Raw genomic sequence first — 12,452 nt, forward strand, 5'->3', positions numbered from 1 at the left:
GCGATTTCGAGGAGCCGATTGATGCCCAGTACGACCCCCGAGCACAACGATCAGGATGGTGTGCGGATTCCCGTGATCGAAGAGCAGCTCGCCTTTGGAACCCGTGTCGTGGAAACCGGCCGCGGCGTCCGCATCCACAAGACGGTATCGGAGCAGCCTGTCACCATCGACGAGCGCCTGTCGCGCGACGAAGTGCAGGTCAGGCACGTCCCGATCGACCGCATCGTGGCGGCCGGCGAAGCGCCGGCCAACCGGTACGAAGGCGATACGCTGATCATTCCCGTGCTCGAGGAAGTGCTGGTCGTCGAACGGCGGCTTCGCATCAAGGAAGAGCTGCATATTACCCGGACCCGGCAGGAAGAACGCTACCAGGAAACCGTTGCGCTGAAAGTGGAACGTGTCGACGTGGAGCGATTCGACGATGCCGGCAATCCGCCGGAGCCATGACTGACCCCTAACGGAGGAACGACCATGCAACATACTCTTGTAGCTGTATTCGATAACCGCACCGACGCACAAAACGCCATGAACGAATTGCTGTCCTCGGGCTTCTCGCGCGAGGATGTGCGCCTGTCGGGCTCCGACACCGGTACCAGCACCACCACGACCACCACGGCCGACACCGATACCGGCTTCGGCAGCGGCATCAAGAACTTCTTCAGCGACCTGTTCGGCGACAGCAACGACAACGTGACCCGTTACGAAGGCGCGGTCAGCAGCGGCAAGAACGTCATCACGCTCACCGCCGATTCGCTCGACGAAGTCGAGCGCGCAGCCGATATCGTCGAAGGCTTCGGCCCGATCGACATCGACGAGCATTCGAGCGGCATGGGCGCCGCCGGTGCGATGCTCTCGGGCAGCCAGAGCGGCATGTCCTCGTCGTCGATGTCGGCGCAGTCGGCGCAGTCGGCGCAGTCGGCCTCGACCCAGCAGGGCGCCCTCACCGCCGGATCGCAGCAGCGCGATACCGCCACCCAGTCCGGGGCGACCCGATCGATCCCGGTGATGGAAGAGCAGCTCAATGTGGGCAAGCGCGAAGTCCAGCGCGGCGGCGTGCGCATCTTCTCGCGCGTCGTGGAAACCCCGGTCAATGAAACCATCGGCCTGCGCGAAGAGCACGTCGACGTCCAGCGCCGCCAGGTGAACCAGCCGATCAATCCTGCGGACGTCACCGCGTTCAAGGAGCAGACCATCGAGATGCGCGAAAGCGCCGAGGAAGCCGTGGTCGAGAAGTCGGCGCGCATCGTCGAGGAAGTCACGATCGGCAAGCAGGTCAACGAGCGCCAGGAGCAGGTCACCGACACCGTGCGCCGCACCGAAGTGGACGTCGAGCGGCTGGGCGCCACCGGCGCCATGGACAACGACAGCTATTACCGCAACCACTTCCAGAGCACCTACGGCACTTCGGGCGGTTCGTACGACGATTACGCGCCGGCTTACGGCTATGGCTCGCAGATGCGCAGCGATACCCGCTACAAAGACCGCGCCTGGGCCGACGTCGAGGGCGACCTGCGCACCGACTGGGAGACCCGCAACGCCGGCAAGGCCGGCTCGACCTGGGAAAGAATGAAGGCCGCCGTGCGTCATGGCTGGGACCGCATGACCGACGACAACAGCGGCAATCGTTCGTACTAGGACGGGCATTGCGGCGGCCTTCACGGCCGCCCGCAGCACGCGAAACGGCGCCGTCACGGGCGCCGTTTTTCATTGGCGTGGGCGGGTTGCAGGTCCCGCCGACCGGACCGCGCCAGGCCCGCGATCCGTGCACGGCAGTCGCGCGCGCGCCGCTGCGGGTTTGGAGTAATCTCAACCCATTCGCCCAGCCGTGGCGGGTGCATCGCGTGCAGCGGCCTGCGCCATGATATTGACCATTTCGGAGGAACGACCATGCAACATACTCTCGTAGCCGTGTTCGATAACCGGACCGACGCCCAGAATGCAATGAACGAACTGTTGTCCTCGAATTTCTCGCACCAGGACGTGCGCCTGTCCAACGCCGACCCGACCGGCATGACCGACAGCGTGACCGGGGATCCGGGCCGCGATACCTCCGAGCCCGGCGAAAGCCTCGGCGCCAGCATCAAGCACTTCTTCCACGACCTGTTCGGTGCCGACCACGGCGACCGCGTCAGCCGCTACGAGGGTGCGGTCACGCGTGGCCACCACGTGCTCACCGTCACCGCCGATTCGCTCCCGGAAGTCGAACGCGCGGCCGACATCGTCGAGCGCTATGGCCCGACCGACATCGACGAACAGGCTTCGGGGACCGGCGCGGCCGGCATGCCGGAGTCCATGCGCATGAGCGGCGCCGGCGGAATGCAGCAGTCGGCCCAGATGTCGGCCCAGTCTGCGACCCCATCTTCGGGGCAGCCGTCGGTTCAGGCCGCTCCGTTCCTGGCGCAGCAGCTCGACGACGCAGGCGACCGCAAGCTGTTCGCGCAGCAGTCGCTGAACCAGGCCGAGCCGATGGGCCAGACCTACCAGGAACCAATGGGCAAGAGCGGCCTGAGCGCCACCGGCGGCACCTCCTTCCAGGGTTCGACCCTGCAGGAGAACTCGGTGCAGGGCTCCGCGCTCGACGGCACCCAGGGCACGGATGCTTCGTTCGACAGCTCGGGCCAGCAGGGCGGCACGATCCGCGGCTCGGCACTGGAGGGCTCGGCCTACCAGGGCGCCGGCGCCGCTTCGCAGCAGCGCGACGCGATCACTGGCAGCGCTTCCAGCCCCAACATGGGATCGATGGAAATCCAGCGCGGCAAGTCCCGCATCTATTCGCCGGCGACGGGGACGGGTTCAGGCCCGAGCCAGGACCTCGGCAGCAGCTTCGGCGACGACGACGATACCCGCTTCCGCAGCCACTACGATACTCACCTGAGCAGCTCGGGCGACAACTACGACGACTACAAGCCGGCCTATTCCTTCGGTGCCGAGATGCGCAAGAGCCAGATGTACCGCAACCAGCCATGGGACGACATCGAGGGCGACATGCGCCGCGGCTGGGATTCGCGCATCGCGAACGGCACCGGCAGCACCGCAAGCGGCACCGAAGGCGTGGGCGGGGCCTGGGACAAGATGAAGACGGCGGTCCGGCATGGCTGGGAAAGCATGACCGGCGGCCACGGCATGTCGACGGCCGACCAGCTGGACCTCGACGACGACGACACTGCCTACCGCAGGCACTGGAACGCCACCTACAGCAGCGCCACCGAAGGCTCGTCCTATGACGAGTACAAGCCGGCCTACTCCTATGGCTCGGAGATGGCGAGCAGCGAAAAATACCGCGGCCGCCAGTGGAACGAAGTCGAGGACGACCTGCGCACCGGCTGGGTTACCCGCTACGGCAGCGGCGGGCAGTCGACATGGGAGAAGATGAAGTCGGCGGTGCGGCAGGGGTGGGATCGGATGACGTCTTGATCGGGGAGTGCGCGTGTAGCGCGTACTTCAATGTCGCTCCGCAGCCAGTAACCAGAAAAAATCGGCGCCCAAGGGCGCCGATTTAACGGGTACATATAGCGAAACGAACTAACTCACTCCGCAAACACCTGCATCGCCGGCGTGATCTTTACCGCCTCCGGCTTGATCCCCAGCTTCATCGACCCGATCTTCTGGTCTTCATCCAGCAGCGCCTGCGGCTTGTTGGCGTCGTACTTGACCGGCGAGAAGGCATCGCTCACCAGCTTTTCCTTCAGCTCGGCCGCATCCTTGGTGATCACCACCACCGACAGGTTCTTGCTGGAGAGGTGCTTCCTGATCGCCGCGTTCACGTCTGCCACGCTCAGTTTCGCCAGGGCGTCGCGCATCATGCGCGTGAATTCCGGCGTGCGGTACCATTGGGCGTCGAGCGCATAGCCGAGCTGCTGGTCCTGCGTCGCCGTCATCACGAACACGTTCTTCATCAGGTACCCGCGGGTGGTCTCGAAGTCCCGCTGGCTCAAGCCATTTGCCACCAGCTTGTCCAGCTCGAACAGGGCGGCGCGCAGGGCAAAGTGGCCGTTCTGCGGGGCGACCGGGCGGATCCAGACTTCGAACAATTGCGCCTTGCGGCCCAGGTTCGGGTTCGGGAAAAACTGGAACATCCCGCGCGGGAAGGCTTCGATATAGGCATAGTCGCCGTAGTTCAGGCCACGCTCTTCACGAATGCGCTGGTACAGGCGTGCGCTCGAGGCGCGGTGCTCGCCCAGCCAGGTCTTCGCCATCCACAGGGCCGGGAAGTCCGGGTGCGAACGGGTGACTTCCAAAGGCAGGCCGAAGGAGATCGCGGTCGCACGGGTGTTCTTTTCGACGATCTCGACTTCCAGGCCGTTCGGCATCCGGCCACGAATGTTCGGGGTCGGCGCCAGGCCGCTGCCGGCGGGCAGGCGTGACAGCGCGGTCTTGAGCGAAGCCGCCATCTTCTCGGACACGTCGCCCGAGATGCCCACCCGCACGGCTTCCTTGGTATAGGCCTGGCGGTAGAAGTTCTTCACGTCGTCCAGGGTGATAGCCTCGATGCCCTTGGTGCTGCCCAGCACCGGGTGGCCGTAGGGCGTGCCGGCGAAGACATTCGCCTGCAGGCGCTCCTTGCCGAATTCCTCTTCGTTGTTGTCCTTCAGGTCCAGCACCAGCGCATTCTTCTGTGCGTCCTTCAGGCGGCGGAAGTCTTCCTCGCGAAAGCCCGGCTCCAGCAGCAGCGGCAGGGCGATGCCAAGAAACTGGTCCCAGTTGTCCTTGTGGGTGGTGCCGGTGAAGGTGGTCATTTCCTTGTCGGTCTGTTCAACGAGGCTGGCCGCCAGCGGGAACAGGGCCTTGTTGACCTCGTCGATCTTGCGCTCGCGCGAACCGCTTGACGCGACCATCGCGGCGGTCAGCGCGGCCAGGCCTTCCTTGCCTTTCGGGTCATGCGCGGAGCCGGCCGCGAAGAGCAGCTTGAAGCGGATCTGCGGCAGCGTCGATTTCTGGACCAGCACGTCGAACCCGGTCCCGCCAGGCTTGGGAGCGAAGCCCGCCAGCTTCGGCAGCGTGCCAACCGCCGCCGGCAGCGCTTCATGCGACAGGGTAGTCACCACCATCGAGTCGTCCACCAGGTATTTGCGGGCGGCGGCCTGCAGGTCGGCCGGGCTCAAGCTGTCGACCACACGGTAGTAGCGGTTCAGGGTGCCGTAGGAACGGTCGAAGTGCACGTAGGACGCCAGGGTCGAGGCGATCGCCTCGGTGTTGTCGAGCGAGCGGATCAGGCCGTACTTGTTGGCCGACTTGGCATCCGCCAGGGCACTCGCCGCAACCGGCTCGTCGCGCAGCTTCGCCACCGTCTCCAGGATGGCGTCGCGCACATAGACGGCGTCGGAGGCCTTCTTGACGCGGGCGCCGATCGTGGCCAGCGTGGCGTCGACCCGGTTCGGGGTAAAGTCGAACAGCTGGTCGACCTTCTGCTCGTCCTGCACCAGGCGCTTGTACAGGGTCGAGGTGCGCCCGAACGAGAGCGACAGCAGCATCGACAGCGCGGCCTGGTCTTTTTGCGTTTCCGAGAAGGCCGGCGCGCGGAAGGCGACGGTCACCAGGGGCAGGGTGGGGGTCGGCCATGGCACGTGGCGGTACTGGGCGCCGCGTGCCGGCGGCTCGACCGGCACGTTCGACTTGAAGCTGCCGCGTTTCCACGAGCCGAAGTAGCGCTCGACCATCGCGATGGCCTTGGCCGGCTCGACGTCGCCGGCGACGATGACGGTGGTGCGCTCCGGACGGTACCAGCGATCAAAAAAGACCTTCGAATACTCGTACTGGTTGGGCATGTCCTCGATGTCCTTGAGGAAGCCCATCGTCGTGTGGCGGTAGGTGTGGGTGGTGAACGCTGCTTCGCGCTGCACCTCGAACAGCTTCTGCATCGGGTTCGCACTGTTCTTGTTGTACTCGCCCAGCACGGCGCGCGACTCGGTCTTGAAGGCCTCGACCGGATAGGACAGGTGCTGGAAGCGGTCGGCTTCAACCTTGAGCACGGTCTCCAGGTCTTCCTTGGCGAAGGTCGTGTAGTAGTTGGTCAGGTCGTCGCTGGTGTAGGCGTTCTGGCGCGCACCGGCTTGCGTGATGATCTGCTGGTATTTCTCCGGCGGATAGGCCGGGGTGCCGCGGAACATCATGTGCTCGAAAAAGTGGGCGAAGCCCGACTTGCCCGGTTCGACTTCATTGCGCGAACCGGTCTGCACCGGAATGTGCACGGACACCAGGTTCGGGAAGCCGGTCGGCACGACGATCACCTTCAGGCCGTTCGGCAAGGTTTTTTCAACAGCCTTGAAGGGCAGCACGTCGGCGGCGGGTGCCACCCTGGAAGGGACCGCAGCCATGGCCGGCGCCGCGAAAGCCAGCAGCGCGGCGGGAATGATCGTCGCCAGCAGGCTGCGCGACAGGATGGGTTTCAACACGGTCTCTCCTTATTGGAATATTTCTAACCGCGAAGGATAGAATATTCGACTAGGAAAGAACAGTGAATTCAGGCGTGCAGTCGTGGCGCGCAGCTGGGGGATGTTACGCCGCTTCGCTCAGGGGCAGGCTGATGCGGTTGCGGCCCAGGTGCTTGGCCCGGTACAGGGCGGCGTCGGCGATCGCGACCAGCTGGCTGGCAGTGCTGTCGGGCCCGGCAATCGCGGTGGCCGCGCCGATCGACACCGTCACGTGGCGGGTCGGGGCAGTGGAGGGCAGCTGCAGCTGCTCGACCCGGCAGCGGATGCGTTCGGCCACGATGGCCGCGCCCTTGAGCGACTGGTTCGGCAGGATCACGGCGAACTCCTCGCCGCCATAGCGCGCGACGAGGTCGTTGGCGCGCATTTCGCTGGACACGGCCTTGGCGATGCGCTTGAGGCATTCGTCGCCGCCGAGGTGGCCGTTGGCGTCGTTGTACGCCTTGAAGTTGTCGACGTCCACCATCAGGAGCGACAGCGGCTGGCCCTGGCGCAGGGCGCGCGCCCATTCTGCGTGCAGGGTATCGTCGAAGCAGCGGCGGTTGGCAAGTCCCGTCAGGCCGTCGCGAGTAGCCAGCTGCTCGAGCGCCACCTGGGCCATCTTTTCCTCGGTCAGGTCGCGCAGGGTCTCGACCACGGCCGACAATTCACCTTCGGAATCGTAGATCGGGCTGGCGTCGGCCGCCAGGTAGCGGCGGCGGCCGGCGCGCGGCATGTCGAACCAGCTCTCCAGGCACAGGCTGGCCGGGGCGCCCTCAGTCGCGCAGCGCGGGATGATCTGGCGCACCTCGTCGGTACGGTTCTGCAGCACCAGGTCGGCCAGGGTAGGGCGCCGGTGCTCGTAGAAGCTGCGCCAATGGTCGCTGGTGCCGAGGATTTCGCGTGCGGGAACGCCGGTCAGCCGTTCGCACGCCCGGTTCCAGATCATGACGCGGGCATCGCGGTCGAGTACGAAGACCGGGATCGAGATGGTTTCCATCAGTTGACCGACGAAGGCATCGTCTTTGACGAGCGCGTTCGCGACTGGCAGGTTGATGCCGGCGCTTGTTATTGTCGAGCTGATCATAAGGTCCTCTGCGGTTCCGGTCCAGCAGCCGAAGTGACTGCCAACAGGAAACGATTTTGCTACCGCAAGCACAGAATCTTATTGATTTTGAGCAAGATTATTTACAGGTGCTCGACATTACCCGTGGCGCGCATTCACGCCATCAACGGCTCCCGCCGTACCGGCAGGGTGACGGCGACGACGGTGCCGCCGCGCCGCCCGGCGGCCAGGCGCATGCTGCCGCCGAGGGCATCGGCGCGTTCGCGCATGCCGTCCAGGCTGCTGCCGCGCTGCGGCTGGACGGCCGGACCGGTGCCGTCGTCTTCCACTTTCAGGGTGATGTCGCGGGCCGAATCGACCAGGGTGACGCAGACCATGGTCGCCTGCGCATGGTGGGCCACGTTCGCCAGCGCTTCCTGCAAGGCACGGAACAGCACGGCGTCGGTTTCACGGTCGGTCGCGCAAGGAGCGAGCGGGTCGCAGCCGGCGTCGAAGCGGTAATCCAGCCCGTGCAGGCGGGCGAACTCGGCAAGGTGGCGCTCGGCGGCCTGGCGCAGGGTGGTGCCGGGGGCGATCGGGCGCAGGCCGGCGACGATGGCGCGCACGGCCCGGATCGATGCATCGAGATTCGCAATCGACGCGGTGAGCTTGTCGTGGATGGCGGGGGAAGCGCCGCGCACGGCGGCCTGCTGCAGCGCGAGTTCGACGCGCAGGGCCAGCAGCCGGTGGCCGAGTTCCTCGTGCAGGTCGCGCGCGATACGGGACCGCTCGGAGTCACGCACGCCTTCCTGGCCATGCACCAGCCGGCACAGCATTTCATGGCTGCCGGCCAATGCATTCTCGACATCGGCATGGGCATGGCGTTCGGCCGCCAGTTGCAGCTCGAGCGAGCGGCTGCGTTCTTCCGCTGCCCGCGAGCGGCGCTGCAGCAGCACGGCCAACGCGAGAGCGGCCAGCGCCACCATGGCCGTGCCCAGCAGCTCGGGCGGCGCGCCGCGCAGCGGCAGCGGCGGCGCAGCGGCAAGCTCGGCGGCCACGGCCGGCGTGGCGGCGGCGCTTGCCGCCAGCACCGACAGCTGAATTAGGAATGAGATGGAGTTTGTCATGGCTTCTTTCTGACTCACGTTCGGAACATTCCTCAGGAAGGTACATCGGAGTCCGACAGAGAATATTGCTGATCATCAATGCATGAACGCCACACCGGGCCATTGCGGCGGCATTGGCAGGACCGCGGCAGTAGCATGGCAGCGGCGCGGCGCGCTATAATGGAAGGTTGACGAGAGGCTTACTGTGACTTACAGCATCAAAGAGATCTTCTACACCTTGCAGGGAGAAGGCGCCCATGCGGGGCGCCCGGCCGTGTTCTGCCGCTTCTCCGGCTGCAACCTGTGGACCGGCCGCGAGCAGGACCGCGCCACCAGCATCTGCCGCTTCTGCGATACCGATTTCGTCGGCACCGACGGCGAGCGCGGCGGCAAGTTCCGCGATGCCGCCGCTTTGGCTACCGAGATCGACAGCCTGTGGCCGGCCACCCATGCGGCCAGCAAATACGTCGTGTTTACCGGCGGCGAGCCGCTGCTGCAGCTCGACCGCGCTCTGATCGACGCCATGCACGCGGTGGGCTTTACCATCGCCATCGAGACTAACGGCACGCTGCCGGTCCCTGGCGGGGTGGACTGGGTCTGCGTCAGCCCGAAGATGGGCTCGCAGCTGGTGGTCGCACGGGGCAACGAGATCAAGGTCGTCATCCCGCAGGCGGACCAGGACCTGGCGGCCTACGAGGGACTCGACTTCGAGAACTTCTATGTACAGCCGATGGACGGCCCGCTCGCCGCACAAAACACGCGCCTGGCGATCGAGACCTGCCGCCGCAATCCGAAGTGGAAGCTCAGCCTCCAGACCCACAAACTCCTCCAGATTCCCTAAGTTACCTGAAGCCGCAATGTTGACCATTACCCGCAAGCTGGAATTCGATGCAGGCCATCGCATTCCCGACCACAAGAGCCAGTGCCGCAACCTGCACGGCCACCGCTATACCCTCGAGATCACCCTTACCGGCGAAGTCATCAACGCTGAGGGAAATTCCGACAACGGCATGATCATGGATTTCTCCGACGTCAAGACGCTGGCGAAGGAACACCTGGTCGACGTCTGGGACCATGCCTTCCTCGTGTACGAAAAAGACGACAAGGTGCGCGAGTTCCTTGCGTCGCTCCCCGGCCACAAGACCGTGGTGATCGACTGCATCCCGACAGTCGAAAACCTGGCGCGCGTCGCCTTCGGCATCCTCAAGACGGTCTTCACCGACCGCTACGGCACCGGGTTACGCCTGCACAAGCTGGTGCTGCACGAAACCCCGAACTGCTGGGCAGAAGTCCTCGATGCCTGAGCAGGCGTCCGGGCCGGCGGCATCGCACTTCATGGGACTGGCCCTCGAACAGGCCAGGCTGGCCTGGGCGGAAGGAGAGGTGCCGGTCGGCGCGGTCGTGGTCAAGGACGGCGAAGTCATTTCCGTCGGCTACAACCAGCCGATCGGGCGCCACGACCCCACTGCCCACGCCGAAATCGTCGCACTGCGCGCGGCCGCGGAAAAGCTCGGCAACTACCGGCTGCCCGGCTGCGAGCTGTACGTCACGCTCGAACCCTGCATCATGTGCTCGGGCGCGATGATGCATGCGCGCCTGGCGCGGGTGGTCTATGCCGCGCTTGACCCGAAGACCGGCGCCTGCGGCTCGGTGGTAAATTTGTTCGAGCAGGAAAAACTCAACCACCACACCGAAGTCACGGGTGGCCTCATGGCCGAGGAAGCAAGCAGCCTGCTCAAGGCCTTCTTCGCTGAACGCAGGGCCGCGGCCCGGAAATTGCCGGACAGGCCGTAGGCCAGGGCAGTGCGCGGGTCCATGCGACAGCGCAGGCCCGCGCACCGGGTGCGGGCGCCCGCAGGCTTGCGAAAGTGGTATGCTCGATTCAAGCCGTCCCGCGCGGCGAGTCCATTCCACCGCAACGCCGAGAGAACCGATGCCGCCCTGCGCGGCGCCGATATGTCGCCATGCCAACGTTGAATGCCAACGGAATCCGCATCGCCTTCGATACCGCAGGCGATCCCAAGGCCGTGCCGCTGCTGCTGGTGCATGGCCTCGGCATGCAGCTTGCGAGCTGGCCCGACGAATTCGTCGACGGCCTGGTCGAGCTCGGCTTCTACGTGATCCGTTTCGATAACCGCGACAGCGGCCTGTCGACCAAGTTCGAGCAGGCCGGCGTACCCAACCTCTCCATCGCTGCATTCAAGTCGACGCTCGGCTGGCCGCTGCGCGCCGCCTACTGCCTCGACGACATGGCCGGAGACGCCATCGGCGTGCTCTCCGCGCTGGGGGTGGCGCGCGCCCACGTGGTCGGGGTATCGATGGGCGGCATGATTGCCCAGATCCTCGCCGCGCGTTACCCGCAGCGCATCCTGAGCCTGACCTCGATCATGTCGAGCAGCTGCCGGCGCGGCTTGCCGGGCCCGGAGAAAAAGCTGCGCAAGCTGCTTGAGCGCCGCCCGGGCAACCCGTCCGACATCGAGAGCATCATCGATCAGGGCATGGAAGTCATGCGCGCCATCGGCAGCCCGTCCTATCCAACGCCCGAGCGCCTGCTGCGCCGGCGCGTGGCCCGCTCGGTGCGGCGCAGCTACTGCCCCAGCGGGGTGGCGCGCCAGATGATGGCGATCGCCGCCTCCGGCGACCGCTGCGCCCAGCTGGCTACCATCAGCGCGCCCTCGCTGGTGATCCACGGCGCGGCCGACCCGCTGGTGCCGCTGGCCTGCGGCGAGGATACCGCCAGCCGCATCCCCGGCGCCCGCCTCGAGGTCATCGAAGGCATGGGCCACGACCTGCCGCCACAACTGGCCGAGCGGCTGCTCGCCTTGATCGATGCCCACGCCAGGGGTAAGATGCTACCGGACTCAACACCCCGGCTATTTGTCAAACAGTGATCACCCAACAAATCGGCATTGCCATCATCGCCCCCGGCGGCCAGGCCCTCGACCCCTGCGCGGTCGACCGTGCAGTCAGCCGCCTCGAGGCGCACGGCTGCCTGGTCCACAATTACTACGACCACGCCTCCATCCACGAGCGCTTTGGCGGCACCGACCAGGGCCGCCTGGCCCAGCTGCAGGCCGCGGTGGCCGACCCGGATATCCAGCTGATCATGGCCCTGCGCGGCGGCTACGGCACCACGCGACTGCTGCCGCAGATCGATTTCGAGGCGATCGCCGCCAGCGGCAAGCTGGTGGTCGGCTTCTCCGACGTCACCGCCATCCACATGGGCCTGATGGCCCGCACCGGCGCCCTCAGCTATGCCGGGCCGATGCTGGTGGGCGACTTCGGCGCGCGCGACACGGTCCCGTTCACGCTCGACAATTTCTGGCACTGCCTGGCCGGCCCGACCCATACCATCACCGAGTGCGCCAGCGGCAATCCCTGCATCGAGACCTCCGGCACGGTCTGGGGCGGTAACCTGGCGATGGTGGTGTCGCTGCTGGGCACCCCGTACTTCCCGAATATCGAAGGCGGCATCCTCTACCTCGAGGACATCGGCGAGCATCCCTACCGGGTCGAGCGCATGCTGCTGCAGCTGGAGCACGCCGGGGTACTGGCGCGCCAGCGCGCCGTCGTGCTGGGCGATTTCTCGGGCTACCAGCTCAGAAAGAACGATAACGGTTACGATTTCGACACGATGCTGGCCCACCTGCGCGCCACGCTGCCGCTGCCCGTCATCCATGGCCTGAGCTTCGGCCATGGTCCGCGCCGGGTGACGATTCCCTTCGGCGCGCAGGGGCGGCTGGCATCAAACCCCGAAGGCTTCACGCTCAGCTTGTCGGATTACCCGACGCTGCGCACCATCGGCTGCGGCTGAGCAGGGCATGCCGGGCCCGGCCGATACGCCAAACCGGGGTTGGCCGGCACGGTCTCGCCCAGTCGCTGCTGCGATGGTAA

General features: G+C 65.9%; 11 protein-coding genes. 8 read left to right on the top strand and 3 right to left on the bottom strand.

Going from position 1 to position 12,452, the window contains the following annotated elements:
• Positions 1-21 precede the first annotated feature (21 nt).
• The 3 genes from AC56K1_RS04195 (at position 22) to AC56K1_RS04205 (ending at position 3,414) form a co-directional block, all read left to right on the top strand.
• A complete protein-coding gene (locus tag AC56K1_RS04195; RefSeq protein ID WP_497156576.1) occupies positions 22-447 on the top strand; it encodes a YsnF/AvaK domain-containing protein in 426 nt (141 codons plus the stop codon).
• 24 nt (positions 448-471) lie between these two features.
• On the top strand, positions 472-1,635 hold the full coding sequence (locus tag AC56K1_RS04200) for a YsnF/AvaK domain-containing protein (protein ID WP_497156577.1): 1,164 nt from the start codon (positions 472-474) through the stop codon (positions 1,633-1,635).
• A 252-nt stretch (positions 1,636-1,887) separates the two neighbouring features.
• Positions 1,888-3,414, top strand: coding sequence for a hypothetical protein (locus tag AC56K1_RS04205; RefSeq protein WP_497156578.1), 1,527 nt, complete (start codon positions 1,888-1,890; stop codon positions 3,412-3,414).
• A 113-nt stretch (positions 3,415-3,527) separates the two neighbouring features.
• On the opposite strand, the gene AC56K1_RS04210 is transcribed toward AC56K1_RS04205, so the two are convergent.
• The 3 genes from AC56K1_RS04210 to AC56K1_RS04220 form a co-directional block, all read right to left on the bottom strand.
• The gene (locus AC56K1_RS04210) at positions 3,528-6,392 is read right to left on the bottom strand and encodes a M16 family metallopeptidase (RefSeq protein ID WP_497156579.1); all 2,865 of its coding nucleotides are present in this window, start codon (positions 6,390-6,392) and stop codon (positions 3,528-3,530) included.
• A 103-nt stretch (positions 6,393-6,495) separates the two neighbouring features.
• Positions 6,496-7,494, bottom strand: a complete 999-nt coding sequence (locus AC56K1_RS04215) for a sensor domain-containing diguanylate cyclase (protein WP_497156580.1) — start codon at positions 7,492-7,494, stop codon at positions 6,496-6,498.
• 134 nt (positions 7,495-7,628) lie between these two features.
• Positions 7,629-8,579, bottom strand: coding sequence for a sensor histidine kinase (locus tag AC56K1_RS04220; protein WP_497156581.1), 951 nt, complete (start codon positions 8,577-8,579; stop codon positions 7,629-7,631).
• Between the two features lie 184 nt (positions 8,580-8,763).
• Between AC56K1_RS04220 and queE the strand changes: the two genes are divergently transcribed.
• From queE to ldcA, 5 genes are all read left to right on the top strand, one after another.
• Positions 8,764-9,399, top strand: a complete 636-nt coding sequence (gene queE / locus AC56K1_RS04225; RefSeq protein ID WP_497156582.1) for a 7-carboxy-7-deazaguanine synthase — start codon at positions 8,764-8,766, stop codon at positions 9,397-9,399.
• Positions 9,400-9,415: 16 nt separating this feature from the next.
• Positions 9,416-9,862, top strand: coding sequence for a 6-carboxytetrahydropterin synthase QueD (gene queD / locus AC56K1_RS04230; RefSeq protein ID WP_497131362.1), 447 nt, complete (start codon positions 9,416-9,418; stop codon positions 9,860-9,862).
• Positions 9,855-10,352, top strand: coding sequence for a tRNA adenosine(34) deaminase TadA (gene tadA / locus AC56K1_RS04235; protein ID WP_497156583.1), 498 nt, complete (start codon positions 9,855-9,857; stop codon positions 10,350-10,352). The genes queD and tadA overlap by 8 nt, the downstream gene beginning before the upstream one ends.
• Positions 10,353-10,522: 170 nt before the next feature.
• Complete coding sequence (locus tag AC56K1_RS04240) at positions 10,523-11,449, top strand: alpha/beta fold hydrolase (protein ID WP_497156584.1); 927 nt, start codon at positions 10,523-10,525, stop codon at positions 11,447-11,449.
• On the top strand, positions 11,446-12,372 hold the full coding sequence (ldcA, locus tag AC56K1_RS04245; RefSeq protein WP_497156585.1) for a muramoyltetrapeptide carboxypeptidase: 927 nt from the start codon (positions 11,446-11,448) through the stop codon (positions 12,370-12,372). Before AC56K1_RS04240 ends, ldcA begins: the two co-directional genes overlap by 4 nt.
• Positions 12,373-12,452: the final 80 nt, after the last annotated feature.

The sequence above is a fragment of the Telluria sp. ZB4P37 genome, assembly GCF_059685855.1.